The following is a 25,749-nucleotide window of genomic DNA, read 5'->3' as shown; positions in this document are numbered from 1 at the left end:
CGTGCAGGTCAGAGGACGCTGCCGCCTCCACCGCCGCCGGGGTCGCCGGCGGTGACCGGGGGCGCACCGGGGCCCTTCCCCGCGATCGCCACGGGGTTGCCGATGCCCGGTCCGGCCGCCGTCTGACCGGCGGTCCGACCGCTGAGGTACCGCGACAGCCAGCGGGCCACGGCGGTCAGCGCCCAGTTGATGACGATGAAGATCAGTGCCGCGACGGTCAGTGTCTGGAGGTTGTTGCTGTTGCCGTTGCCGAAGATCTGCGCCGCGCGCAGCAGCTCGTTGTAGGTGATGATCTGGCCGAGCGCGGTGTCCTTGAGCACGACCACCAGCTGCGACACGAGGGCGGGGAGCATCGCGATGAGGGCCTGGGGGAGCTGGATCGATCGCAGCACCTGCCCGCCGGTGAGCCCGACGGCGAGGCCGGCTTCGGACTGTCCCTTCGGCAGGTTGCCGACGCCCGCCCGCACCAGCTCCGCGATGACGGAGCCGTTGTAGAGGATGAGGGCAATCACGACGGCAAGGAACGCGGGGTCGTCGCTGATCCGGTTGAACCCGAACAGCAGCCAGAAGAAGACCATCATGAGCAGTACCGGCACGGCGCGGAAGAACTCCACGACCACGCCGCTGAGCCAGCGGACGGCCCGGACGCGCGCGAGCCGCCCGGAGCCGAAGACGAGCCCGAAGATAACGGCGCCCACGATCGCGTACCCGGCGGCCCGCAGCGTGTTCTGCAGGCCGGGGATGAAGTAGTTCTGCCAGGCGCTGGACGTGAAGATCGGCTCCCACAGTGCCGCGGCGAACTGACCCTTGGCGGCGAGCTGCACCACGACGAGCGCTGCGATGCCCAGCACGACGAGCGCGCCCAGGACGTTGCCGAGCACGATCCACCGCCGGGCGCGGGGCCCCGGGGCGTCGAAGAGGACGGACTGCTGAGAGCTCATCGGCGCACCGCCAGTCGGTTGGAGAGGTAGGTGGTGAGCAGGCCGATGGGGATCACGAGCACCGCGAAGCCGATCGCGAAGATCATGAAGATCGCGTAGATGTAGTTCGCGTTGCTCTCGATCATCTCCCGCATGAGGGTCGAGGTCTCCGTGGAGACGCTCACCGCCACGGCGACCGTCGAGTTCTTGAGCAGCGCGATCAGGGTGTTGCCGAGGGGCGCGATCGCGCCGCGGAACGCCTGCGGCAGGATGATCAGTCGGGCGGCGGGCAGGAACGACAGGCCGATCGCGCGGGCGGCCTCCGCCTGGCCCAGCGGCACGGTGTTGACGCCCGAGCGGATCGCCTCGCACACGAACGCCGCGTGGTACACGGTCAGGCCGATCACGCCGAACCGGAAGAAGTTCTGCGCGAAGTCGTCGGACAACGTGATCTGCAGCTGCGTCCAGACCGCCAGGAACAGGAACGTCATGATGACGGTGAGCGGCGTGTTGCGCAGGATGTTCACGTACGCCGCGCCGGCCCACTGCAGGCTCGCGATGGGCGAGATCCGCATGAGGGCCAGGATCGTGCCGAGGATCAGGGAGCCGATCGCGGCCCAGAACGTCAGCTGGATGTTGACCCAGAACGCGCTCACGACGGGGTACTCGGCGAACAGGGCGCCGAACTGGGACAGGAAGTCACCCACGGTGTGTCAGCCTCCCGGGGGGTGGTGCGGCGGGAACCGCGGTGGACGGACGAGTGTCGACGAACGAGGGGGGCGGCGCGGCGGCGCCGCCCCCCTCGTGCCGATCGGGCGGTCGGACGACCTCGTCAGGCGCAGGCGTCCGGCGTCGGCGGGTTGAGGTCGGCGTTCGGCGTGTAGCCGGTGCCCTCGGTGTTCGAGGTCACGGCCTCCTCCCACGACCCGTCCTCGATCATCTCCGTGATCGCGGCGTTGATGTCCTCGCAGGTGTCGTTGTCCTGCGGCAGCCCGACGCCGTAGTTCTCCTCGGAGAACGGGGCGCCGACGACCTTCACCTTGCCCTTGTTGGCGTCCTGCGCGGCGAGGCCGGCGAGGATGATGTCGTCGGTCGTCACGGCGTCGACCTGGCCGGCCGTGAGCGCGGTGACGCACTCGGCGTAGCCCGGACGCTCGACGAGCTGCACGCCCTCGGCGTACTCGTCCTTGATGCGCTGCGCCGACGTGGAGCCGGTCACCGAGCAGAGGTTCTTGCCCTCGAGCGTCTCGGGGCCGGTGATGTCGGTGTTGTCCTCGGCGACGAGGAGGTCCTGGCCGGCGATGAAGTACGGGCCGGCGAACGCGACCTGCTCCTTGCGCTCGTCGGTGATGGAGTAGGTCGCGAAGATCATGTCGACCTGGCCGGTCTGCAGCATCGTCTCGCGGTTGGCCGACGGCGCCTCGACCCACTCGATCTGGTCCTCGGAGTAGCCGAGCTTCTCCGCCACGTAGCGGGCGACGTCGGTGTCGAAGCCCGTGTACTCGCTGCCGTCCTGGTAGCCCAGGCCCGGCTGGTCGAACTTGATGCCGATCTTGATGGTGTCGCCGCCCCCGGAGCCCCCGGTCTCCTCGCCGCCATCACCGCCGACCTCACCGCCGCCGCATGCGGCGAGCGTGAGAGCGGTCAGTGCGGCGAGCGTGGCGGCCCCTGCGTGTCGTGTGCGCATCGTTCTTACCCTTCGTTGTGGTCGCCCGGACGGGCCGGGGACGCCGATGTCAGGTCCCGGACCGCGCGGCCGGCGGGGGTTCCCGCCCTTGCGTGGCTGTGGTCTTGGGTGGGTCAGGTCGTGGGCGGTCAGTGGGAGAGGATCTTCGACAGGAAGTCCTTGGCGCGGTCGCTCTTCGGCGCGGTGAAGAACTCCTCGGGGGTGGCCTCCTCGACGATCTGGCCGTCCGCCATGAAGACGACGCGGTTCGCGGCTTTGCGGGCGAAGCCCATCTCGTGCGTCACGACGATCATCGTCATGCCCTCCTTCGCGAGCGCGACCATGACGTCGAGGACCTCGTTGATCATCTCCGGGTCGAGCGCCGAGGTGGGCTCGTCGAACAGCATCACCTTGGGCTTCATCGCCAGGGCCCGGGCGATCGCGACACGCTGCTGCTGCCCGCCCGAGAGCTGGGCGGGCATCTTCTGGGCCTGGTTCTTCACCCCGACCCGGTCGAGCAGCTCGAGGGCGCGCTCCTTCGCGGCACCCGAGCGCTCCTTGCGGACCTTGACCGGCCCGAGCGTGACGTTCTCCAGGATCGTCTTGTGCGCGAAGAGGTTGAACGCCTGGAACACCATGCCGACGTCGGCCCGCAGCTTCGCGAGGGCCTTGCCCTCCTCGGGCAGGGGCTGACCGTCGATGTGGATCTCCCCGGAGTCGATCGTCTCGAGCCGGTTGATCGCCCGGCACAGGGTCGACTTCCCAGAGCCGGACGGGCCGATGACCACGAGCACCTCGCCCCGGCGCACGGTGAGGTCGATGTCCTGCAGGACGTGCAGCTCGCCGAAGTGCTTGTTGACGTTCTTCAGCTCGACGAGCGGGGCACCGAGGGAGGCCGACGCCTCGGCAGGGTCGGTCGTCGTGGTCGCATCGCCGTGATCCATCTCTCGAACCTATCCACTCGGTGTTTCCGCGACCAGCACCGGGTTGTCCGGTTCCGCAACGGTTCAGTAACAGTGCACGCGCCGTGCGCGTGGTCCGAGTCCCGGCGGCGGCGACCGCCCGGCTCGCGCGTCGTGCCTCGGACGTCGCGGGGTGGCGTCGTCGAGCAGCGCTGTCGAGCGATGGGGTGGGTCGCCTCGTCGGGGCCCGGCCGTCCGGCACCGTACCCTAGATGCGATGTCCAGTACCACGCAGAGCCCCGCCGTGTCGGCCCGTCCCACGGACGCGCCGTCCGGCCAGCGCACCTATCTCGTGCGCACCCTGGGCTGCCAGATGAACGTGCACGACTCGGAGCACATGGCCGGCATGCTCGAGCAGGCCGGATACTCGCGCGCCGCCGCAGAGGACGAGGCGGCGAGCCGCGCCGACGTCGTCGTGATCAACACCTGCGCCGTGCGTGAGAACGCCGCGACGCGGCTCTACGGCAACCTCGGGCAGCTCGCCGGGATCAAGGCGGACCGGCCCGGGATGCAGATCGCCGTGGGCGGCTGCCTCGCGCAGAAGGACCGCGGCGAGATCGTGTCCAAGGCCCCGTGGGTGGACGTCGTCTTCGGCACGCACAACCTCGACGCCCTGCCCGTGCTCCTCGAGCGTGCGCGGCACAACGCCGAGGCCCAGGTGGAGATCGCGGAGTCGCTGCAGGTCTTCCCGTCCACGCTGCCGACGCGGCGCGAGTCCGTCTACGCGGGCTGGGTGTCGATCTCCGTGGGCTGCAACAACACCTGCACGTTCTGCATCGTGCCGCACCTGCGCGGCAAGGAGCGCGACCGCCGTCCGGGGGAGGTCCTGGCCGAGGTGGAGGCGCTCGTGGCCGCCGGCGCGGTCGAGGTGACGCTGCTGGGCCAGAACGTCAACAGCTACGGCGTCGAGTTCGGCGACCGCGGCGCGTTCGCGAAGCTGCTGCGCGCCTGCGGCACCATCGAGGGGCTCGAGCGGGTCCGCTTCACCTCCCCGCACCCCGCCGCGTTCACCGACGACGTCATCGACGCCATGGCCGAGACGCCGAACGTCATGCCCAGCCTGCACATGCCGCTGCAGTCGGGCTCCGACCGCGTGCTGCGCGCCATGCGCCGCTCGTACCGGTCGGCGAAGTTCCTCGGGATCCTCGACCGCGTGCGGGCCGCGATGCCGGACGCCGCGATCACCACCGACATCATCGTGGGCTTCCCGGGCGAGACCGAGGAGGACTTCCGCGAGACGCTGCGCGTCGTGGAGGCCTCGCGGTTCAGCTCGGCGTTCATGTTCCAGTACTCGCCGCGCCCCGGGACCCCGGCCGCGACCATGGACGAGCAGCTGCCCAAGGAGGTCGTGCAGGAGCGGTTCGAGCGACTGATGGCCCTGCAGGAGCGCATCGCCGGCGAGGAGGCCGCGCGCCAGGTCGGCCGCACGCTCGACGTCCTCGTCTCCGAGGGGGCGGGCAAGAAGGACGGCGCCACCCATCGGCTGTCCGGCCGCGCCCCCGACAACCGCCTCGTGCACCTCGCGCTGCCCGCCGACCTGCTCGGCGACATCGATTCTCAGGTGGCCGCAGGGGCCGAGCGCCTTGCCGGCGCGCCCACGTCCCTCGACGACCCGCGCCTCGCGGACGCCGTGGCCCTGGACCCTCGCCTGCCGCGCCCGGGGGACGTCGTGACCGTGGGCGTCACGCGGTCGGCGCCGCACTTCCTCGTCGCGGACGCGGTGCTCGACGGCGGCGCGTACGCCGTGCGCCGGACGCGTTCGGGCGACGCGTGGGCGCAGCGGGAGACGGCGCGGCTCGGCGGGGGCGAGGACGAGCACTCCCACGGCGGGGCGGCGCCCTCCTCGGGCCCGGTCGTGCTCGGGATGCCGTCGCTGCGGGGCTGACCCGGCGCGCGGCGGCGGCTCAGGAGTCGTCGAGCCCCGGACCGCCCGGCGTCATCGCGCCCACGGTGCTGAAGAACTGCGACGAGGTGACGAGCCCGCAGGACACGGTGGCGGCGAGCTGCTCGTCCGTCGCGCCGTGCTCGAAGTCCGCGGACACCTCGGCGTAGAGCGCGAGCCCCTCGCCCTCCGGCCGTGCGTACACCTTGGGCCACACCCGTTCGCGGTTCCAGTCGTTCACGGCCTGGAGCACCGCGAGGCGGGCGCCCTCGGGCACGGTCCCGGCCCAGCGGCCCCGCACCTGCAGGATCTCGTCGTGGTCGCCGAGCAGCAGGAACCAGAACCGGTTGCCGTCCCAGGTCCCCGTGACGTCGCCGTCGTCGTCAGTGCGGAACCGGTAGCCGCGGCGGGTCAGGTCGTCGGCCACGCGGGTGCGCGAAAGCGGCCTCGGCACGGTGCCGCGTGCGCGGCCCGCCGGGCGGTCCGCCCGTGCGGCCACGCGCGCGCCCGCATCCTGCACGGCCTCCTGGACGACGCGGCCGACCGCGTCCGCGGCACGCCGGACACCGCCGAGCAGGCGACGGCCGACGCCGGCGGACCGGCCCGGGGCGCTCACGACGCGTCCCGCAGCGGGTCGCGGAACGTGGTGTCGAGGTGCTCGAAGAACATCGACCCCGTGCTGAGGCCGCACTGCAACAGCTGGTCGAGCTGGGCCTCGCCCACCGCGCTGCCGACGTCCACCGTGACCTCCGCGCACACGACGACGGAGCCGTCGTCCCGCACGCGGACGTACGTCTTGGGCCAGATCCGCTCGGCGTTCCACTCGTTGCAGACCTCGAGGATCTCCCCGAGCCGGTCGATGCTGAGGTCGCGGTGCCACTGGCCGCGCACCTGGAGCACCTCCGACCGCTCGCCCAGCACGAGGAAGTAGAACAACCAGCCGTGCCACAGGCCACCCACGTCACCGTCGGAGTCGACGAAGTAGGAGAACCCGGACCGTTCCAGCCAGTCCGTGACGCGGTCGCGCGACAGCGGGGCCATCGCGTCGTCGCCGCCGACCTCATCGGCGAGCAGACCCTCGATCCGGTCGTGGAGCTCGTCGTCCCGAAGGTCGCCCACGAGCTCGTCCTCCCGGCCGGCGGAGGTCGGCCGGATCTTGCTTGCCCGGCGTGAACCGAAGAACCTCACCCGTCCACGCTACACGTCGGCGCCCACGGAGGGCCTCGCGCGTCCAGGCGCGGGCGGCGTCGCGGGCGGGCCCGGAGCCCGGTTGCCGCGGCCGAGCCGTCCACGAGCCGGCCCCGGGCTGCGGCGCGGGTAGGTTGGTCGCGTGCCAGCCCGCGCCGTCGTCCTGCCCGGAACGTCCCTGCTCGTGCCCGGTGCCGGCGGGGGCGCCGACCGCCTCGGCGACGTGCGGCGCGTCGTCGACGCGGCGCTCGACCGTCTCGTGGCCGCGGCCGTGGCGGCGTCCTCCGCGGACGGTGGCCGTGACGCACCTCTCGTCGTGCTGGCTCCGGTGCCTCGCGGCGCGGCGGGCGGCTTCGGCCTCCGGCGGCCGTCCCTCGCCGGGGCGGGCGTCGTCGACCGCTGGGTGCCTGACGTCGTCGCATGGCCGCGAGCCCACGGGGCGCTCGTCCCGGCCGCGCACCTGCCTGCCTCGGTGGCGCTCGTCGCGCTGCGGGGCGCGCTGCTGCGGGCGGGCGTGGACGCCTCGCCCTTCGCCGTCCTCGAGGTGTCCGACGCCGTCGAACCACCGGCCGACGGCGTCGCCGCGCTGAGCCGCGCCGCCGCGGTCGTCGTCGCGGGCGGCGCCCCGCCCGGGACACCCGGCGCCGCCGCGGTCCCCGACCCTGCGCCCGGCGACCGTGCGGCCGACCCGGTGCTCCTCGCCCCGGCAGTGTCGGCCCTCCTGGGTGCCGCCGTCGCACCGGGTCGGTGGTCCTGGCGTGTCACGACCGTCCCGGGCGGTCACGAGCACCTTCCGGCGTCCTACGGGGTCGCCGAGGGCGTCGCCGGCTGACCGGCCCGGCCGACCGAGCCGGCCGACGAAGGGCCGGCGCGGGTCGCGCCTGTGCGTCAGGGGACGAGCGACGCGGCGACGGCGTCCGCCTCCTCGGTGCGGCCCAGGCCCCGCAGGGTGTCGACCAGGTGGTCGGCGACGGTCGCCAGGTCCGCCGGCGCGCCCGCTGCCGCGAGGCCCTCGAGGGCGGCCCGCAGCGGGTCGACGGCCGCGGCCGCGTCGCCTGCGGCCCGCAGCGCGCTGCCCGCGAGCCAGAACGCGTGCGCGGCGTCGAAGGGTAGGCCCGCCCGGCCGAACTCCTCGGCCACGGCCTCCGCCTGTCGTGCCGCCTCGGCGTGCTGTCCGGCCGTCGCGACGAGGCGCGCCCGCACGTCCCGCAGCTGCCGCTGCTCGGCGGCGACGAACGCGGCGCGGCGGGCGCCGAGCTCTTCGGTCGACGCGGGGGTCGGCGCGGCGGGGGCGTCGCCCGCCGGCCGCGCGAGATCGCCCAGCACCCGCTCGACGGCCGTGAGGGCGGGCTCGACGTCGCCGGTACGGGCCTGGACCGCGGCGGCGGCGCGCACGACGGGGCCGACGTAGGCGGGGTCCGTGCCCGCGGCCCGGAGCAGGCCGACGGCCCGCAGGAACGCGGGCACGGCGCCCTCGTCGTCGCCCAGGAGGGCGGCCACCTGCGCGGCCTCCGCCAGGGCGAAGCCCGCGTCCTCGAGACGGCCGGCCTCCTCGGCCAGGCGGGCGGCCGTGAGGTAGGCCGCGGAGGCCTCGACGGGGTCCGGCTCGACCTCCGCCCGCACGAGGGCGGCCGCGACCGGGTCGGTGTCCGGGCCGTCGTCCGTCAGCCCGGAGAGGTCGACCCCGGCCGGGGAGGAGGCGTCCGACCCCGCGAGGGACAGGGGCACGGCCCCGGGGGCCGTGCCCGGCGCGGTCGCGTCCGACGCGGCGGCGCCGGCGGCGGCTCGCTCGGCGGCGGCGAGCACGCCGAGCTCGACGGGCAGGCGCTTGGCCTGTCGCGCCCACGCGGCGTCGAGCAGACGGGCGTGGCGGTCCGTGCCGTGCCGGGCGTCGAAGGCGCGGGCGATCGGCGCGAGCTCGGCGCGGGCCCAGGCGTCGAGCTCGGCGACCGTGCGCGCGGGGACGCCCGCGAGCGAGACGGGCGTGTCGCCGTGCGTCTCGCACAGCGCGCCCGTGGCGACCGCGACGTGGGTGAGGACGGCGAGCCGCTCGCCCGGCGAGTCGGACACCGTGAGGTGGTCGGGGTAGGCGTGCAGGAGACGCAGTGCGCGGTCCGCGTGCCCGGTGCGGGCGAGGAACTCCACGTGGCGGGACACGGCGATCTCCTTCGAGACCGCGGCCTCGAGGTGGCTCATCGCGCTGCGGTGCACCGCGGCGGCGCCCGCGGCGTCCCCCAGGTCCAGCAGCAGCAGCTCGAGCAGGGACTCCATCCCCGCGGGCTCGTCGCCGCAGGTGGCGCCCGACGCGACGGCGGCGCTCACGACGTCGGCCGCCTCCCGCACGCGGCCCGTCTCCGCGAGGTACTCCGCCTGGCCGGCAGGCAGGCAGGCGCCGCAGTCGGAGAACGAGTCCCGTGGCGTGGTGATCCAGGTGCGATAGGCCTCCTCGGTGCCGGGGGCGCCCTGGGCGCGCAGCCAGGCGAACCGCTCGCCGGCCACCGCGCTGGTCCCGTTCCCGGCGAGCGCGTACCGGCGCTCCATGTCGTCGAGCGTCGCGTCGAGCTGTGCGGTGGGCACGGCGGGGAAGCGGGCGAGCAGGCCGACCATCCACTTGAACGACCAGAACAGCGAGTGCGTGTCGCTGCCGTCGAACAGCTCGGGGTGCTCGTCCCACCACCGCAGCAGCTGGGTGAAGGGCAGGAACGCCTTCTCCGCCTCGGGGGTGGAGGTGTAGGAGTCCACCAGCGTGAACAGGGCGTAGGCGCGGGCCTCGTCCGGCCCCTCCGTCGTGATGCGGGCGACCTCCTGCTCCGCGGCGGCGCTGCGCGCGACGCCGTACGGCATGCTCATGATCGTCGAGACGGCGCGGTTCGCCTCGTCCAGGGTGCGGGTCATCGGGCGTCGTCCTCGGTCTCTCGCCCGGCGGGAGTCCCGGGCTCGGCTGTACGGGGCTCGGCGGTACGGGGGTCGGTCGTACGGGGGGCGGGCAGAGCGCGCTCGAGCAGCGTGCGCAGGGCGTCGTCGAGCAGGCCCGCCTCGGCGCCGGCCAGCGGCCGGCCGGAGGCGAGCAGCGCGGTGACGTACAACGAGCGCGCGCCGGCGGCACGGACGGGCGCGTCGCCGGCGGCGAGCAGCGCCCGCACCGTCGGGTTGGCGTCGTTCAGCACGAGCCGGCGGGCGCGGGCCGGGCCGGCCAGGCCGGCCAGCACCGCGCCCCACACGTCGGTGGCGTCCCCGACCGGCGCGGCCGCGTCGCGGGCCTGGCGCGCGTGCTCCCCGTCCCGGTCGGTGAGCAGCATGGCCGGCACCTCGGCGGGGGAGAAGACGCGCAGCTGCACGTCGCAGTCCTGGTCGGCGAGGTCGTCGCCCAGCGCGGCGAGCGCGTCGGTGACCTCGAGCTCGCGCAGGGGTGCCACCTCGCCCAGCACGGCTTCGAGGTCCCCGGGCGCGACGGGCGCGAGGTGCCACCGCGGCCGACGCCGCGCGACGCGCGCCAGCAGGTCGGCGTCGTAGACGTACCCGGCGTTGAGCACCGGGAGCCCCTGGGCGGCGGCGACCGCGGCCACCCGCCGGTACTCCTCGACGCTCGTGGTCCACAGCACCCGCGCGGGCGCCTCGCCGTCCACGGGCTCGGCCAGGTCGGCGAGGGTGCGCGTGCCGAGGGTCGTCTCGAACGGCAGCACCCGGGCGGCCAGGTCGAGCATCGCGTCGTCCTGCACCGCCAGGGCGCGGACGGCGAGGTGGTGCGTGGCCAGGAAGGACCGCGCCAGCGGCGACGGCTCGGCCAGCGTCTCGAGGGTCCAGGCGCGCACCCGCTCGCCGAGGGCCTCGCGGGTGGCGAAGAGGACGTCGTCCTCGAACAGGCCCTCGCGCGACGCCGTCGGCCGTAGGGCCGACGTGTCGACGACGCAGCGGACGAAGAACGCCCACTCGGGCAGGAGGCTCTCGACGCCCGTGCCGAGCAGCATGCGCTTGAGCGACACCCGGTGGTGCGCCGCCGTCGTGGGAGCCACGGCGGCGGGGAGCACGAACGCGACGCCGGTGAGGCCCGCGACCGGCAGGTCGAGGTCGATGTGCGCCAAGGGCGTGAAGCCGAGGGTGCGCTCGCAGTACCCCGCCAGGGCCCGCGCGCGCTCGGCGTCGTCCGCGAACGTCGCCCGCCAGGGCAGCTCGCCGCCGCTGAGGCGACGCCGCACCGATCCGCCGTCCTCGAGACGCACCTCGACCGACACGTCCACGGGCAGCAGCCCGCCGAAGTCGGACGCGAGGGCCGCCACCGTGTCGGGCTCGAGCCAGTGCTCGGCGTCCCGCAGCGGGCGCAGCCGCACGATGCTGCCGGGCCCGGCGGGCGCGCCCGGGTCGGCGGGGTCGAGCTCCGTGAGCTCGTACCGGCCGTCGGCGAACCCGCGCCAGCGCACCGGCGGCGCCTGCGGGTCGCGCGCCGAGCGGGACACGAGGTCGATCTCGTCGGCCACCATGAACGCCGACAGCAGGCCGATCCCGAACTGGCCGAGGAACTCCGCCCGCCCGCCCCCGAAGCCCGCGCCGAGCGCGCCGGCGAGCGGGTCGGCGTCGCGCTTCGAGCTGCGCCCGATGGTGGCCAGCAGGTCGCGGGCCTCGTCGACGGTGAGCCCGACGCCCGTGTCGTGCACCTCGAGACCGCCGTCGTCGAGCGGGCGGAGCAGGACGCGCGCGGGAGCGCCGGCGTCCAGGGCGCGGCGCGCGGTGATCGCGTCGACGCCGTTCTGCAGCAGCTCGCGCAGGTAGACGCGCGGGCTGGAGTACAGGTGCCGGCTCAGCAGCTCGACCAGGCCGCGCAGGTCGACCTGGAAGGCGTCGGTGCCGCTGGTCACCGGGCGTCGCCCGCCGCGGCCCCGGCCTCGGCGTCGGTCTCTGCCGCCGGGTAGCGCTCGTCCAGCATCTCGAAGAACGACAGGCCGGTGGCGAGCCCGCAGTCGACGATGCGCTCGAGCTGCTCGTCGTTCACCCCGCTGCGCAGGTCGGTGGCCACCTCCGCGAACACCACCACGCCCGACCCGTCGTCCTCCGGGCGGGCGAAGACCTTCGGCCAGATGCGCCCGACGTTCCACTCGTTGAGGAGCGCGGTCAGCGGCCCGAGCTCGGAGACCGGGATCGTGCGGCTCCACCGGCCCCGGATCTGCAGGATCCCCTGCGGCTCGCCCACGAGCAGGAAGTAGAAGGTGTTCTCGTCCCAGACCCCGCCGAGGTCGCCGTCGTCGTCGATCCCGAAGTACCACTCGCGGCGCGTCATCAACGCCGCGAGGCGGTCCTGGGAGAGCGGAGCGGGGGCGGCGGGCGCCGTGTCGGTGGGCTTGGTGAAGAAGGCCATGGGTCCTCGTCTGTCCGGGATCCCGGCGCGCGCGTGCTATCCGGGCATCGTGGGGTGGCGAAGGACACTCTAACGAGCACGTCCGACAGGCCGGCGGCGGCGGGCTAGGGTCGTGCGCGTGAGCGCACCATCACCCACCCCGGCACCCATCCCGGCACCCTCCCCGGGCCCCGCCGCCGTGGTCGTCGCCGTCGTCGGTCCGACGGCGACGGGCAAGTCGGACCTGGCGCTCGACCTGGCGCGGGCCCTGTCGCCGTCCGGAGCCGGTGCGCACGACGTCCTGCGGGGGACCGCCGACGCCGAGATCGTCAACGCGGACGCGTTCCAGCTCTACCGCGGCATGGACGTCGGGACGGCGAAGGTACCGGTCGCCGAGCGGCGCGGGGTCGCGCACCACCAGCTCGACGTCCTGGACCCGCGCGAGGACGCGTCCGTGGCGCGGTACCAGAGCGCGGCGCGCGCCGACCTGGACGCGATCGCGGGGCGCGGGGCGCGGGCAGTCGTCGTCGGGGGCTCCGGCCTGTACGTGCGCGCGCTGCTCGACCACCTGGACTTCCCCGGCACGGACCCGGTCGTGCGGGCGCGCCTCGAGGACCGCGCCGAGCAGGAGGGACGGCGGGCGCTGCACGACGAGCTCGCCCGTCTCGACCCCGACGCCGCGGCGTCGATCGGGCCGCACAACACGCGCCGGATCGTCCGCGCGCTCGAGGTCATCGAGCTCACCGGCCGCCCGTACACCGCCAACCTGCCCCGCCAGGAGCACGTCCGCCCGACCGTCCAGATCGGGCTCGACTGCGACCGCGAGGCGCTCGACGCGCGCGTGGCGGGGCGGGTGGACCGGATGTGGGAGGAAGGCCTCGTCGACGAGGTGCGGTCGCTCGCCTCCCCGGAACAGGGCGGCACGGGCGCGGGCCTGGGCACGACGGCGGCCCGCGCGGTCGGCTATGCCGAGCTGCTCGCCTGCTGGCGGGGGGACCTCACGCTCGACGCCGCGCGCGAGGCGATCGTCGCGAACACGCGCCGCCTGGCGCGCAAGCAGATGGGCTGGTTCGGCCGGGACCCGCGCGTGCGCTGGCTCGACGCGGGCTCGCCCGACCTGCTCGACGAGGCGCTCGCGGCGGTGCGCGCCGCCGACGCGGGGCGGCTGCCCGAGCCGGGGATCGCGCCCGTGCGCCGTAGTCTGGGCTCATGACGCTGCGCTTCACCAAGGGTCACGGCACCCAGAACGACTTCGTGCTGCTGGCCGACACCCGGGGCGATCTCGAGCTGACCCCCGACCAGGTGCGGCGCCTGGCCGACCGGCGCGCCGGCATCGGTGGCGACGGCGTCATCCGGCTCGCGCCCACCGCGGCCGTCGCCCGCGCGGGCGAGGCCGTCGCCGACCGGGTGCTCGCCGAGGAGCCCGCCGCGATCTGGTTCATGGACTACCGCAACGCCGACGGCTCCGTCGCGCAGATGTGCGGGAACGGCGTGCGCGTCTTCACCGCGTTCGCCGAGCAGCTCGGCCTCGCGGACCTCGACGACGGGCAGGAGCTCGCGCTCGGCACCCGTGCCGGCGTGCGCCGGGTCCGCAAGGAGCCCGGCGGCTGGTACGCGGTCGACATGGGCCCGTGGGCCCTGCCCGGCGGAGAGGAGGCCGCGGCCCGCGGCGCCGATGCCGCCGTGCTGGTGCACGGCTGGGACGCACCGCGCCCTGCGCTGAGGGTGGACATGGGCAACCCGCACACGGTGGTCGCCCTCGCACGGGCGTCGGAGCTGGCGGAGGCCGACCTGACGCGGGCGCCCGAGGTCGACCCGCTGCCCCCCGAGGGGACGAACGTCGAGCTGGTGGTCCCGCTCGCCGAGACGGTGGACCCCGACGGGCGGGCGGTCGGGCACGTGCGGATGCGCGTGCACGAGCGCGGCGTGGGCGAGACGCAGTCCTGCGGCACCGGGGCGTGCGCCGCGGCGCTCGCGGTCCGGACGTGGGCTGCGGCGGGCGCCGAGGGCCCGGTGCCGGACGTGTGGGAGGTCGAGGTGCCCGGAGGCCTGGTCCGCGTCCGCCTGCTCGACGGCGGGCACGTGGAGCTCGCCGGCCCGGCGGAGCTGGTGTTCAGCGGCGAGACGGAGCTCGCGGAGCTCTGACCGGGGCGCTCGACGCGCCGGCGTCAGTCGACCCGGAGCACGCGGAATCCCTTGGACGACGCCGTGCGCTCGACGCCGCGGCCCAGCTCGCCCTCGATCCAGCGCGCGAGCGAGTCCGAGCCCAGGTTCTTCTGCACCACCAGCCACGCCTCGCTCCCTGCCGCGAGCCGGGGGAGCCAGGCGCGCAGCAGGTCGTGCAGCACCGCCTTCCCGACCCGGATCGGCGGGTTCGACCAGATCGCGGCGAACCGCACGTCGTCCGGCACCTCCTCGGCGCGCACGGCGCGCACGTTCTCCAGCCCGAGGCGCGCCGCCGTCGAGCGCAGCAGGTCGAGGGCGCGCTCGTTGACGTCCACGGCCCACACGGTGGCGCCAGGGGACGCGAGCGCCATCGAGAGCGCGATCGGCCCCCAGCCGCAGCCGAGGTCGAGCAGGTCGCCCTCGGCGGGCGGGGCCGGCACCTCGCGCAGCAGCACGCGGGTCCCCTTGTCGACGCCGCCGGGGGAGAAGACGCCGGAGGCGACGTCCACCTCGACCTCCCGGCCGGCGAGCTCCACGACGGCGCGACGGCGCTCGGCGGCCGAGGCCGGCTGTGCGGTGAAGTAGTGGTCGGGCTCCTCGCTCACCCGGCGATCCTAGGTCGCGCCCGCCGCGCCGTCGTCCTCCGCACCGTCCCTCCGCACCGTCCCTCCCGCCGTCGGCCCGCCGTCCGCCCGCTGTCCGCCCAGGGAAAAACTCTCCGCCGGGACGATCTCGCGTGGGACCCTTGTTGTACTCCTACGGCGGCCGGACCGCCGACCCCGACCCGAGAGGCACACCTTGACCCACACCCCGACCAACCCCGACACCCCGCAGGCCGACGAGACCGCCGGGGGCGCCGGCGCCGAGACCTCGGCGGACGCGCGCCGCGAGGCCGAGCGCGACGCCCAGGCGATCGCGCAGGACGTCGTCGCCCGGGTGCTCGCACGGGCCGGGACGGCGCGGTCCGAGGGCGCCACGGTGCACACCTCCCACGACGGTGACCAGCTCGACCTCGAGGAGCGCATCTCCCTGCGCCGCGTCGCCGGGCTGTCCACCGAGCTCGAGGACGTCACCGAGGTCGAGTACCGCCAGCTCCGCCTGGAGCGCGTGGTGCTCGTCGGCCTGTACTCCGGCGGCGAGGCCGCGGCGCGCGAGGCCGAGGTCTCGCTGCGCGAGCTCGCCGCGCTCGCCGAGACCGCCGGCTCGCAGGTCCTCGACGGGCTGCTGCAGCGTCGCCAGAAGCCCGACCCGGGCACGTACCTCGGGTCCGGCAAGGCGGCTGAGCTGGCGGAGGTCGTCGCGTCCGTCGGCGCGGACACCGTCGTCGCCGACACCGAGCTGGCTCCCTCCCAGCGCCGCGCGCTGGAGGACATCGTCAAGGTCAAGGTGGTCGACCGCACCGCGCTGATCCTCGACATCTTCGCCCAGCACGCCAAGTCGCGGGAGGGCAAGGCCCAGGTCGAGCTCGCCCAGCTCGAGTACCTGCTGCCGCGCCTGCGCGGCTGGGGCGACTCGATGTCCCGCCAGGCCGGTGGCCAGGTGGGCGGCCAGGGCGCCGGCATGGGCTCCCGCGGCCCCGGCGAGACGAAGATCGAGCTGGACCGCCGCCGGATCCGCAACCGGATGGCCAAGCTGCGCCGCGAGATCGCGGCCATGGCGCCGGGCCGCGAGACCAAGCGTCTGGACCGCAAGCGGCACGGCGTGCCGAACGTGGCGATCGCCGGCTACACGAATGCGGGCAAGTCGTCGCTGCTGAACGCGCTCACCGACGCGGGCGTCCTCGTCGAGAACGCCCTGTTCGCCACGCTGGACCCGACCGTCCGCAAGGCCCGCACGGAGGACGGCCGGCCGTACACCTTCACGGACACCGTCGGGTTCGTGCGGCACCTGCCGCACCAGCTCGTCGAGGCGTTCCGGTCCACGCTGGAGGAGGTGGGCGACGCCGCGCTGCTGCTGCACGTGGTCGACGTCTCCCACCCGGACCCCGAGGGCCAGATCGCGGCGGTGCGCGAGGTGCTCGCCGAGATCCCCGGGATCGCGGACGTGCCCGAGGTCGTCGTGCTCAACAAGGCCGACGTCGCCGACCCGGCCGTGGTCGGCCGGGTGCAGCGCCGCGAGCGGCGCAGCGTCGTCGTGTCCGCGCACTCCGGCGAGGGCATGGCCGAGCTGCGGGAGCTCATCGCGGCCGAGCTGCCGCAGCCGCACGTCGAGATCGACCTGGTCGTCCCGTACTCCCGCGGCGACCTGGTGCACCGCGTGCACGAGGCGGGAGGCAACGTGGCAGAGGAGCACCTCGCCGAGGGCACCCGTCTGCGCGGTCGCGTGGACGAGGCGCTCGCGGCCGACCTCAAGGCGGCCGCTGTCGCGGGCTGACGCCCGTGGCGGCGCCGTGCGCCGGCGGGTCGCCGCCGGAGCGGGCTGTGGGCGGACGCCGGGGAGGGTCGGTGACGCGCCCTAGGATCGACGGGTGACCTCCGCCGACGCCCCCGACGCCCCGCAGCTCCTCGACCTGGCGGTGGGGGCCCTCGGCGGTGGACGCCGGGAGGGCCAGCGCCGCATGGCCGAGGCCGTGGCGGAGGCGGTCGACGACGGCCGGCACCTCCTGGTCCAGGCGGGTACGGGGACCGGCAAGTCGCTCGCCTACCTCGTCCCGGCCGTGCGGCACGCGGTCGTCGACGGCAAGCGGGTCATCGTCTCCACCGCCACGCTCGCCCTGCAGCGCCAGGTGGTGACGCGCGACCTGCCGCTGGTCGCCGAGACCGTGGGGCCGAAGCTGCCCCGCGCGCCCAAGGTGGCCCTCCTCAAGGGCTGGCACAACTACCTGTGCAAGCACAAGGTGACCGGCGGCTACCCGGTCGAGGGCGCGACGCTCTTCGACCTGCCCGCCGACCCCGGACCCGGCGAGGGGGCGGGAGCCGAGCAGCACCCGGCGCCTCCGGGCCCGCCCGGGCCTCCCCGGCGCGGCGGGCGGGCGGACGACACCGCGACGCTGGCCGACCACGTGCGCCGCCTGCACTCCTGGGCCGACGAGACCGACACCGGAGACCGGGACGACCTCGTGCCCGGCGTCCCCGACAAGGCCTGGCGCCAGGTGTCCGTGACCGCCCTGGAGTGCCTCGGCCAGCGTTGCCCGCTCCTCGCGGAGTGCTTCCCCGAGCGGGCCCGCGCCGCGGCACGCGACGCCGACGTCGTCGTCACCAACCACGCCATGCTCGGCATCGCCGTCTCCGGGAACCCGGGCGTCCTGCCCGAGCACGACGCCGTCGTCGTCGACGAGGCGCACGAGCTGGCCGAGCGGGTGACGGCCGCCGCCACCGTCGACCTGTCGCTGACGGTGGTGGAGCACGCGGCCCGCCTCGCGCGCCGGCACGGCGGCACCGAGACCGAGGCGCTCGACGCCGCCTCCCAGCGGCTGGGCAGCCTGCTCGCCACCGCGCCCGCGGAGCGGTTCCCGCTCGGCCTCCCGGACGAGCTGCGCGCCGCCGTGGGCGCCGTGCGGGACGCCGCGCGCGAGCTCCTCACGCGGCTCAAGCCTCAGGGCGGGGCCAAGGGCCAGGAGGCGCCGGACGCCGGCATGAAGATGGCGCAGTCCGCCGTCCTGCAGCTCTTCGAGGTCGCGGAGCGGATGGCGGCCGAGGACACGACGGCGGACGTGCTGTGGTGCTCGCGCCCGCCGGAGAACGCGCCGTGGGCCGGTGACGGCGTCACGCGCCTGCACGCCGCGCCGCTGGCGGTGGCGGGGCTCATCCGCGCCCACCTGCTGGGCGAGGCGACCGGTGTGTTCACGTCGGCCACCCTCACGCTCGGCGGCACGTTCGACCCGGTGGCGCGGTCGCTCGGCCTCGCCGGCTCGGGTGGTTCCGACGAGACGGCGGACTGGTCCGGGCTGGACGTCGGCAGCCCCTTCGACTACCCGCGCCAGGGAATCCTCTACGTCGCGCGGCACCTGCCCGCGCCGGGGCGGGAGCCGACCACGGACGCCCAGCTCGACGAGATCGCCGGACTGATCGAGGCCGCCGGAGGGCGGACCCTCGGGCTGTTCTCCTCCCGCCGGGCGGCCCAGGCCGCGGCGGAGGCGATGCGCGAGCGGCTGGACGTGCCCGTGCTGTGCCAGGGCGACGACCAGCTTCCGACGCTCGTCAAGGCGTTCGCCGACGACCCGGCGACCTGCCTGTTCGGCACGCTCTCCCTGTGGCAGGGCGTGGACGTCCCGGGGCCGAGCTGCCAGCTGGTGCTCGTGGACCGGATCCCGTTCCCCCGTCCGGACGACCCGGTGAAGGCGGCCCGCGCCCGCTCCGTGGAGCAGGCAGGCGGCAACGGGTTCATGCAGGTCTCTGCCACGCACGCCGCCCTGCTGCTGGCGCAGGGCGCCGGCAGGCTCGTGCGCACGGGGGAGGACCGCGGCGTCGTCGCCGTCCTCGACCCCCGGCTCGCGACCGCCCGCTACGGCTCCTTCCTCACCCGCTCCATGCCGGACTTCTGGCCGACCACCGACGGGGACCTCGTCCGCGCTGCGCTCCGGCGGCTCGACACATAGCGTGTGGCCGTGGACGAGACACGCAGGACGACCAAGCTCGCGATCGTCGGAGCGGGCGCAGTGGGTTCCACCCTCGCGTACGCGGCGCTGGCCCGGGGAGCGGCCCGGTCCGTCGCGCTTCTGGACGTCAACCGCGCGAAGGTGGAGGCCGAGGTGCTCGACCTCCGGCACGGGGGCATGTTCATCCCCCAGGCCGAGATCGACGGGTCCGACGACGTCGAGGTGTGCCGCGGCGCCGACATCGTCGCGGTGACGGCGGGGGCCAAGCAGAAGCCGGGACAGAGCCGCCTCGACCTGGCCGAGGCGACCGTCGGCCTCACGCGGTCGATCCTGCCGGGCCTCCTCGAGGTGGCCCCCGACGCAGTGTTCCTCATGGTCACCAACCCCGTGGACGTCGTCACGTACGCCGCCCAGGAGATCAGCGGCCTGCCGCGGGGCCGGGTGTTCGGCAGCGGCACCGTCCTCGACTCGTCGCGGCTGCGCGACGCGCTGGCCCGCCACTGCGGGGTCGCCGTGGGCAACGTGCACGCGAGCATCGCGGGCGAGCACGGCGACTCCGAGATCGTGCTGTGGAGCTCGGCCACGATCGCCGGCGTGCCCCTGCTGGACTGGCGGCCCTTCCGGGGCCACCCGGCGCTCGACACCCCCGCCCGGGAGCGCATCGCGACCGACGTCGTCGAGTCCGCCTACCGGGTCATCGCAGGCAAGGGGGCGACCAACTACGCGGTCGGCCTGGCGGCGACCCGGATCATCGAGGCGGTCCTCAACGACGAGCACCGCGTGATGAACGTGTCCTCGCGCCTCGACGACTTCTACGGCATCAGCGACGTCTGCCTGTCGGTGCCGTCCCTCGTCGGCCGACGAGGCGTGGCCGAGACGATCGACACGCCGCTGTCGGACGACGAGATCGCCGGCCTGCGCGCGTCGGCCGAGAGCATGCGGGCCGTGCAGCACCGGCTCGGCTTCTGACCCGACCCGTCACGACCTGGCGCGGCCCACCGGGCGGGCCGTGCCAGATCAGAGGCTGCGCAGCACGGCCACGACCCGGCCGAGCACCTGTGCCTCGTCGCCCTGGATGGGGGAGTAGGCGGCGTTCTGCGGCAGCAGCCAGGTGTGCCCGTCGGCCTGCTTGAACGTCTTGACCGTGGCCTCGCCGTCGATCATCGCGGCGACGACCTCGCCGTTCTCCGCGACGGGCTGGCTGCGCACGACGACCCAGTCGCCGTCGCAGATGGCGGCGTCGACCATCGAGTCGCCGGCGACCTTGAGCAGGAACAGGTCGCCGTCGCCGACGACCTGCCGGGGGAGCGGGAAGACGTCCTCGACGACCTGCTCGGCGAGGATGGGCCCGCCGGCGGCGATGCGGCCGACCAGCGGGACGTAGGACGGCGCCTGGGCCGGCTGCGCGTCGGACGCGGCGAGCGACCCCGCGACGAAGCCGGGCGCCCCGTCGCCGCCCGCGGACTCGACGGTCGCGGGCGCCTCGGGGTCGACGACCTCGATCGCGCGGGGCCGGTTGGGGTCGCGGCGCAGGTAGCCCTTGCGCTCGAGCGTGGTGAGCTGGTGCTTGACGGAGGAGGGGCTCGCCAGGCCGACGGCCTCGCCGATCTCACGCATGGTGGGCGGGTAGCCACGCGCCTCGACCGAGCTGCGGATGGTCTCGAGCACGCGCCGCTGGCGCGGCGTGAGCCGGTCGGACGACGGCGAGAGCTCGCTCACCGACGCCAGCGCGGTCGTCGAGGTGCCGGCTGCCGTCACCGGCACGGCCGCGTCCTCGGGGGTCTCGTCCTGGGTCGCCCATGACGTCGCCGTCGTCGTGGACGCCGGGGCCTGGTCCCGTCCGCTGGTCATCGCGTACTCCGTCCTCCAGGGGCGCGGCCCGCGGGCGGGCCGATGAAATCCGACAAACCTTCCATCGCGCTGCCGCCACTCTAGGCCAGTTCCCGTCCGACATCAAACATCTGTTCGATCAGGCCTCGACCGTGTCGCCCCGACGTGGTACACCTAGTACAGCAGTTCGACGTACAGGTGTTCGACGAACGAGTGTTCGACGGACGGCACCACGTGGACGGAGGCAGGACGATGCAAGACGCGCGCAGCACGAGCGATGCTCACGGGTTCCTCGGGCTCGGGGGCCTCAGGCTCACCCGTCGGGGCCGGGCGGTGGTCGCGGCGCTCGTCCTCCTGGTGCTCGTCGGCGCCGGGCTGGTCGGCCAGCGCGCCGTGGCGGAGTCCCCAGGTGCGGGCGTCGAGGTGCGGCTCCAGACGGTGGCGCCGGGCGACACGCTCTGGCAGTACGCGCAGCAGGTGCGGGACACCGGCGAAGACCTGCGCGACGTGGTGGCCGAGCTTCGTGACCTCAACGGGCTGACGTCGGCGGAGCTCCAGACCGGGCAGGTCGTGGTGCTCCCGCTCGACTGACGGCACGCGGCCGAGAGGATCCTGCTTGCGCGGACGGTCGCCCGCCGCTTACCTTGTCGGGCAGCCGGGCGCCGGTCCGGAGCCGAGCGCAGGAGACCAGCGATGCACTGCCCGTTCTGCCGCCACGCGGACTCACGAGTCGTCGACTCGCGGACCTCTGACGACGGCGCGTCCATCCGTCGCCGGCGCCAGTGCCCCGCGTGCCAGCGCCGGTTCACCACGATCGAGACCGCCAGCCTGTCGGTGGCCAAGCGGTCCGGGGTGACCGAGCCGTTCAGCCGGGACAAGGTCGTGGCCGGGGTCCGCAAGGCCTGCCAGGGCCGGCCCGTGAGCTCCGACGACCTCGCCGTCCTCGCCCAGAAGGTCGAGGAGACGCTGCGCGCGTCCGGTCGTCCCGAGATCGAGGCGAACGAGGTGGGGCTGGCGATCCTCGGCCCTCTGCGGGAGCTGGACGAGGTCGCGTACCTGCGGTTCGCCAGCGTCTACCAGTCGTTCGAGTCCCTCGAGGACTTCGAGTCGGCGATCACCTCGCTCCGGGCCGAGCGCGACGAGCGCGCCACCGCCGGGCACGGCACGACGGCCTGAGCCGCGCCCGGTCCGGGCGAAATGCCCTGGCGGGGCGTGGCGGGGCACGGCATGCTGGACGGCACCAGGTGCCGTGCGGTCGACCGCACGCGCACACCCACCCCGACGGACGAGGTGACCGCGATGACGGACGACTCCAGGGCAGCAAAGCCCACCGAGGACACGAAGGCGCGCTTCCGGGAAGCGCTGGAGAAGAAGAACGCCGCCAGCCACCCGACCGCCGGCAAGGACGGCAACACCGGCCAGGTGCACGGTTCCGAGACGTCCGGGCCGGTGCAGAAGATGTTCCGCCGCAAGTCGGGCTGAACGACCGACCGAACCGCGAAGGGCGGCCCCGGGATCCGGGGCCGCCCTTCGTGCGTCGGCAGCAGGCGTCGTGCCGGTCAGCCGGCCGCGGGCCCGGGCGGGAACTCCGGCCGCTCGAACGCGTCGCGGATGCGCAGCCGGATGGTCGAGTCCATGGCCTGCAGCTTGGCGGAGGCGCCGCGCTGCGTGACGTCGGAGATGTCGGTCACCACGTAGCCGATCTCGCCGCGCGTGGCGAGCATCTGCGCCTCGATGTTCGCGCCGTGGTCGGCGAAGACCTGGTTCACGCGCGCGAGGACCCCGGGCACGTTGCGGTGCAGGAGCATGATGCGCCCGACGCCCGTGCTGGCGAGCTGGAGGTTGGGGAGGTTCACGGAGAGCGTCGTGGAGCCCGTCGCCACGAAGTCCCGCAGCTTCTTGGACACGAACTCGCCGATCGCCTCCTGGGCCTCCTCCGTCGAGCCGCCGACGTGCGGCGTGAGGATGACGTTCGGCAGCCCGCGCAGGGGAGAGGTGAAGCCGTCGCCGCGCTTCTTGGGCTCGGTCGGGAAGACGTCCACGGCCGCGCCGCCGAGGTGGCCGGACAGGATGTGCTCCCGCAGGGCCTCGACGTCCACGACGAAGCCGCGCGAGAGGTTGAGGAAGACCGCGCCGGGCTTCATGCCGGCGAACAGGTCGGCGCCGAACAGGCCCGCGTTGCCCGGTCGGCCGTCCACGTGGATCGTCACCGCGTCGGCCTCGGCGAGCAGCTCCTCGATCGTCTCGACCCGGTGCGCGTTGCCGAGGGCGAGCTTCTCGGCGGTGTCGTAGAAGACGACCCGCATGCCGAGGTTCTCGGCGAGCACCGAGAGCTGGGAGCCGATGTTCCCGTACCCGATGATGCCCAGCGTGCGGCCGCGCACCTCGTGCGAGCCCTCCGCGGTCTTGTCCCAGACGCCGTCGTGCAACGCCTTGTCGCGCACGGTGAGGCGGCGCGTCAGGGCGATGATCTCGGAGATCGCGAGCTCCACGACCGAGCGGGTGTTGGAGTAGGGCGCGTTGAAGACGGCGACGCCGTGGGCGGCGGCGGCGTCCAGGTCGATCTGGTTGGTGCCGATGGAGAAGGTGCCGACGGCCTGCAGACCGGGGACGCTCTCCAGGACCTTGCGGGACACGGTGGTCTTGGACCGGATGCCGAGGATCTGGAAGTCCGCGAGGGACTCGATCAGCTCGGACTCGTCGAGCGCGCCGGGGCGCGTGACGACCTCGATGCCCGCATCACGAAGATTCTGGGCAGCGACGGGGTGGACGTTCTCGAGAAGGAGGGCTCGCAGCACGAGGCCATGGTGCGCCGTGCGGGGCCGCGCCCACAAACGCGTCTCACCGTTGCGGTGCCACGTCCGGTGCCATGTCCGGTGCTATGTCCGGTGCCACGTCCGGTGTCACGTCGCACCGTGCCTCACGCGGCGGCGAGCTCCACGACGCCTGCGGGCAACGCCTGCTCGTGCACGACGACGAGCCGCTGGGTGGGGCGGGTCATCGCGACGTACAGGTCCGACGCCCCGCCCGGGCCCGCGGCGACGGCCGCCGGCTCGACGAGCACGACGGCGTCGAACTCCAGCCCCTTGGCCGCGCGCGGGTCGAGCACGCTCACCTGGGCGTCCTCCGGGCGCTGGCCGAGCAGGCGCGCGGCCTCCTCGGCGCCCAACGCCCCGGGCAGGTCGGACTCCACGGCCTCGCGCAGCGCGTCGACCTGGTCGGCGGACGCGATCACGGCCACGCGGCCCGCGCCGTCGGTCCCGACGAAGTTGCCCGCCAGCACGGCGACCTGGTCCAGGACCTCCTGGACGAGCACCGGTCGGGCGGGGCCCGACGGCGTGACCCGGGTGAGCTCGAGCGCGCCGTCGACCTGCCGGGCGGCGGTGAGGGGCGACACCGGGAGCGCGGCCTCGGCCGCCATCCGCTGCGCCGCGTCCGCGACCGCGGCCGGGGTGCGGTAGGAGACCGTCAGCTCCTCCAGGCGCCAGGAGTCGCCGAGCACCGGGTCCAGCGCGCGGGCCCACGACCGGGCGCCCGCGGGGGACGACGTCTGCGCGACGTCCCCGACGATCGTCATGGATCGCGTGGGCACCCGGCGCACCAGCATCCGCCACGCCATGGGCGACAGCTCCTGCGCCTCGTCGACGACCACGTGGCCGTACGTCCAGGTGCGGTCCTCCGCGGCGCGCTCCGCCGTCGTCAGCCGCGGCCCCGTGGACTCGAACCGGGAGGCCAGCGTCTCGGCGTCGACCAGGCCTCCGCCCGCGCCGGTGGACTCGAGCACGGAGCGGGCGTACTCCAGCTCCGCGGCACGCTCGGCGGCGCGCGCCCGGGCCTCGGCGCGGGCGATGGAGCCGTCCTCGCCGAGCAGCTCGGCGGCCTCGTCGAGCAGCGGCACGTCGGCCTCGGTCCAGGGGGCGTCCGGGTCGCGCCGCAGCGCCGCCCGCTCGCTCGCGGACAGCTCGGGCGCCGCCTCCGCGAGCCGGTGCGGCTTGGCGAAGAGGTCGGCCACGAGCTTCTCGGGCGTGATCGGGAACCAGGCGAGGTTGAGGGCGACGCGCACGTCCCGGTGCGAGCGCAGGTCCTCGGTGACCATCGCGACGTCCTCGGGGGCGAGGTCGGCGTCGGCCGCAGCGCGGTACTGGTCCACGAGGCGCGCGAGCATGTCACGGACGAAGGCGGCGCGGGCCTCGTTGTGCGGCTTGTGGGTCCGGCGCGCGCGGCCGATCGCGTCGCGCACGTCCCGGCGGCGCACCACGAGGTCGTACCCCTCGAGCCGGAAGCGGACGTCGCGCTCCGGGACGCGCTCGCGGGCGCGCACGGCGCGGCGCACGACGTCCCGCCAGAGCAGCCGCCCCTTGATCTCGGTGGCGGCGGGGGTGTCGGCGATGTCGGCCCGGACACCGGGCAGCAGCTCCCCGACGGTGGTCGCGACGACGCCCGTCTCGCCGAGGGAGGGCAGCACCTGGTCGATATAGCGCAGGAACGCGCGGCTCGGGCCCACCAGGAGGACGCCGCTGCGCTCGAGCACGCGCCGGTGGGCGTACAGGAGGTAGGCGGCGCGGTGCAGCGCCACCGCCGTCTTGCCGGTGCCGGGGCCGCCCTGCACGACGAGCGCGCCGGCGAGGTCCGCGCGGATGATGCGGTCCTGCTCGGACTGGATCGTCGCGACGATGTCGGTCATGCGGCCCGTGCGGCGCGCTGCCAGCGAGGCGAGGAGCGCGCCCTCGCCGGAGAGCGTCGACGCGGCGAGGGAGCCGTCATCGCCGTCGGACCCGTCCGCCAGGGCGTCGAGGTCGAGCACCTCGTCCTCGAGGCCGGTGACCGTGCGCCCCGTGGTCACGAGGTGCCGGCGGCGGCGGACGCCCGCCGGGTGCAGGGCGGTGGCCCGGTAGAAGGGCGTCGCGGCGGGCGCCCGCCAGTCCGTGAGGAGCGACCTGTGCTCGGCGTCGGCGAGCCCGAGCCGGCCCACGTAGCGGGTGTCGCCGTCGTCGAGGTCGAGGCGACCGAACGCGAGCCGGTCCTCGACGGCGTCCAGCTGGGCCACGCGGTCCTCGTAGAGGGTGGCGAACGCGTCCCGCTCGCTCCGGTTCTGCGGCGACCCCGACGGCCCCGAGCGCCGGACCTCCGCGAGCCGGTCGCGCGTCGCGCGTCGCAGCTCGTCCAGTCGGGCGTAGAGGCCGTCGACGACCTCCTGCTCGCGTGCCAGCTCGTCCTGCCTGCCTGCCACGCATCCTCCCCAGCGTCCTTCGGGCCGCGCTCTCACGAC

At 74.7% G+C, this 25,749-nt stretch carries 23 protein-coding genes; 10 read left to right on the top strand and 13 right to left on the bottom strand.

Features of this window, described 5'->3' with window-relative positions; genetic code table 11:
- Nucleotides 1-8 precede the first annotated feature (8 nt).
- The 4 genes from ABZ493_RS04540 to ABZ493_RS04525 all read right to left on the bottom strand — a co-directional run bounded on the left by ABZ493_RS04540 (nt 9) and on the right by ABZ493_RS04525 (nt 3,530).
- The gene (locus tag ABZ493_RS04540) at nt 9-941 is read right to left on the bottom strand and encodes an amino acid ABC transporter permease (RefSeq protein ID WP_430580990.1); all 933 of its coding nucleotides are present in this window, start codon (nt 939-941) and stop codon (nt 9-11) included.
- On the bottom strand, nt 938-1,627 hold the full coding sequence (locus tag ABZ493_RS04535) for an amino acid ABC transporter permease (protein WP_430580989.1): 690 nt from the start codon (nt 1,625-1,627) through the stop codon (nt 938-940). The genes ABZ493_RS04540 and ABZ493_RS04535 overlap by 4 nt, the downstream gene beginning before the upstream one ends.
- A gap of 125 nt (nt 1,628-1,752) precedes the next feature.
- Complete coding sequence (locus tag ABZ493_RS04530) at nt 1,753-2,607, bottom strand: glutamate ABC transporter substrate-binding protein (protein ID WP_430580988.1); 855 nt, start codon at nt 2,605-2,607, stop codon at nt 1,753-1,755.
- 128 nt (nt 2,608-2,735) lie between these two features.
- Entirely contained in the window at nt 2,736-3,530 is a 795-nt protein-coding gene (locus ABZ493_RS04525; RefSeq protein ID WP_430580987.1) for an amino acid ABC transporter ATP-binding protein, read from the bottom strand.
- 235 nt (nt 3,531-3,765) lie between these two features.
- Here ABZ493_RS04525 and miaB point away from each other — a divergent pair, with 235 nt between their 5' ends.
- Nucleotides 3,766-5,433, top strand: coding sequence for a tRNA (N6-isopentenyl adenosine(37)-C2)-methylthiotransferase MiaB (gene miaB / locus ABZ493_RS04520; protein WP_430580986.1), 1,668 nt, complete (start codon nt 3,766-3,768; stop codon nt 5,431-5,433).
- A 19-nt stretch (nt 5,434-5,452) separates the two neighbouring features.
- Here the strand turns inward: miaB and ABZ493_RS04515 are convergent, their stop codons facing one another.
- Nucleotides 5,453-5,929 (bottom strand): YbjN domain-containing protein, encoded by a 477-nt coding sequence (locus tag ABZ493_RS04515; protein ID WP_430581131.1) that lies wholly within the window; start codon nt 5,927-5,929, stop codon nt 5,453-5,455.
- A gap of 113 nt (nt 5,930-6,042) precedes the next feature.
- The gene (locus ABZ493_RS04510; RefSeq protein ID WP_430580985.1) at nt 6,043-6,618 is read right to left on the bottom strand and encodes a YbjN domain-containing protein; all 576 of its coding nucleotides are present in this window, start codon (nt 6,616-6,618) and stop codon (nt 6,043-6,045) included.
- 142 nt (nt 6,619-6,760) lie between these two features.
- Here ABZ493_RS04510 and ABZ493_RS04505 point away from each other — a divergent pair, with 142 nt between their 5' ends.
- Nucleotides 6,761-7,450: a hypothetical protein gene (locus ABZ493_RS04505; RefSeq protein WP_430580984.1), complete on the top strand. Its 690-nt coding sequence runs from the start codon at nt 6,761-6,763 to the stop codon at nt 7,448-7,450.
- A gap of 56 nt (nt 7,451-7,506) precedes the next feature.
- Here ABZ493_RS04505 and ABZ493_RS04500 read toward each other — a convergent pair whose 3' ends face one another.
- Genes ABZ493_RS04500 through ABZ493_RS04490 form a run of 3 tightly spaced genes read right to left on the bottom strand, consistent with a single transcriptional unit; the run spans nt 7,507 to nt 11,968 of the window.
- On the bottom strand, nt 7,507-9,513 hold the full coding sequence (locus ABZ493_RS04500; protein WP_430580983.1) for a hypothetical protein: 2,007 nt from the start codon (nt 9,511-9,513) through the stop codon (nt 7,507-7,509).
- Complete coding sequence (locus ABZ493_RS04495) at nt 9,510-11,471, bottom strand: HSP90 family protein (RefSeq protein ID WP_430580982.1); 1,962 nt, start codon at nt 11,469-11,471, stop codon at nt 9,510-9,512. Before ABZ493_RS04495 ends, ABZ493_RS04500 begins: the two co-directional genes overlap by 4 nt.
- Complete coding sequence (locus ABZ493_RS04490) at nt 11,468-11,968, bottom strand: YbjN domain-containing protein (protein ID WP_430580981.1); 501 nt, start codon at nt 11,966-11,968, stop codon at nt 11,468-11,470. The genes ABZ493_RS04495 and ABZ493_RS04490 overlap by 4 nt, the downstream gene beginning before the upstream one ends.
- Before the next feature lie 118 nt (nt 11,969-12,086).
- On the opposite strand from ABZ493_RS04490, the gene miaA reads away from it, so the two are divergent.
- A complete protein-coding gene (gene miaA, locus ABZ493_RS04485) occupies nt 12,087-13,160 on the top strand; it encodes a tRNA (adenosine(37)-N6)-dimethylallyltransferase MiaA (protein WP_430580980.1) in 1,074 nt (357 codons plus the stop codon).
- Entirely contained in the window at nt 13,157-14,092 is a 936-nt protein-coding gene (dapF, locus tag ABZ493_RS04480) for a diaminopimelate epimerase (RefSeq protein ID WP_430580979.1), read from the top strand. The genes miaA and dapF overlap by 4 nt, the downstream gene beginning before the upstream one ends.
- 23 nt (nt 14,093-14,115) lie before the next feature.
- Here the strand turns inward: dapF and ABZ493_RS04475 are convergent, their stop codons facing one another.
- Nucleotides 14,116-14,718 carry a methyltransferase gene (locus ABZ493_RS04475; RefSeq protein WP_430580978.1) on the bottom strand — a complete coding sequence of 201 codons (603 nt, stop codon included), beginning with the start codon at nt 14,716-14,718 and terminating at the stop codon, nt 14,116-14,118.
- A 307-nt stretch (nt 14,719-15,025) separates the two neighbouring features.
- On the opposite strand from ABZ493_RS04475, the gene hflX reads away from it, so the two are divergent.
- The 3 genes from hflX (at nt 15,026) to ABZ493_RS04460 (ending at nt 19,619) form a co-directional block, all read left to right on the top strand.
- Entirely contained in the window at nt 15,026-16,486 is a 1,461-nt protein-coding gene (gene hflX / locus ABZ493_RS04470; RefSeq protein WP_430581130.1) for a GTPase HflX, read from the top strand.
- 94 nt (nt 16,487-16,580) lie between these two features.
- Entirely contained in the window at nt 16,581-18,650 is a 2,070-nt protein-coding gene (locus tag ABZ493_RS04465; protein ID WP_430580977.1) for an ATP-dependent DNA helicase, read from the top strand.
- Nucleotides 18,651-18,659: 9 nt separating this feature from the next.
- A complete protein-coding gene (locus ABZ493_RS04460; RefSeq protein ID WP_430580976.1) occupies nt 18,660-19,619 on the top strand; it encodes an L-lactate dehydrogenase in 960 nt (319 codons plus the stop codon).
- A gap of 48 nt (nt 19,620-19,667) precedes the next feature.
- On the opposite strand, the gene lexA is transcribed toward ABZ493_RS04460, so the two are convergent.
- On the bottom strand, nt 19,668-20,501 hold the full coding sequence (lexA, locus tag ABZ493_RS04455; RefSeq protein ID WP_430580975.1) for a transcriptional repressor LexA: 834 nt from the start codon (nt 20,499-20,501) through the stop codon (nt 19,668-19,670).
- 231 nt (nt 20,502-20,732) lie between these two features.
- On the opposite strand from lexA, the gene ABZ493_RS04450 reads away from it, so the two are divergent.
- The 3 genes from ABZ493_RS04450 (at nt 20,733) to ABZ493_RS04440 (ending at nt 21,962) form a co-directional block, all read left to right on the top strand.
- The gene (locus ABZ493_RS04450) at nt 20,733-21,071 is read left to right on the top strand and encodes a LysM peptidoglycan-binding domain-containing protein (protein ID WP_430580974.1); all 339 of its coding nucleotides are present in this window, start codon (nt 20,733-20,735) and stop codon (nt 21,069-21,071) included.
- A 102-nt stretch (nt 21,072-21,173) separates the two neighbouring features.
- A complete protein-coding gene (nrdR, locus tag ABZ493_RS04445; protein ID WP_430580973.1) occupies nt 21,174-21,656 on the top strand; it encodes a transcriptional regulator NrdR in 483 nt (160 codons plus the stop codon).
- Nucleotides 21,657-21,779: 123 nt separating this feature from the next.
- Nucleotides 21,780-21,962: a DUF5302 domain-containing protein gene (locus ABZ493_RS04440; protein WP_430580972.1), complete on the top strand. Its 183-nt coding sequence runs from the start codon at nt 21,780-21,782 to the stop codon at nt 21,960-21,962.
- A gap of 77 nt (nt 21,963-22,039) precedes the next feature.
- On the opposite strand, the gene serA is transcribed toward ABZ493_RS04440, so the two are convergent.
- Both serA and ABZ493_RS04430 read right to left on the bottom strand, forming a co-directional pair.
- Nucleotides 22,040-23,278: a phosphoglycerate dehydrogenase gene (gene serA, locus ABZ493_RS04435; protein WP_430580971.1), complete on the bottom strand. Its 1,239-nt coding sequence runs from the start codon at nt 23,276-23,278 to the stop codon at nt 22,040-22,042.
- 122 nt (nt 23,279-23,400) lie between these two features.
- Nucleotides 23,401-25,710 carry an AAA family ATPase gene (locus ABZ493_RS04430; protein WP_430580970.1) on the bottom strand — a complete coding sequence of 770 codons (2,310 nt, stop codon included), beginning with the start codon at nt 25,708-25,710 and terminating at the stop codon, nt 23,401-23,403.
- Nucleotides 25,711-25,749 lie beyond the last annotated feature (39 nt).

This window comes from Isoptericola sp. NPDC019482, from assembly GCF_040632295.1.
Classification (GTDB): Bacteria; Actinomycetota; Actinomycetes; order Actinomycetales; family Cellulomonadaceae; genus Isoptericola.
This window is presented reverse-complemented; position numbering and strand designations above follow the sequence as displayed.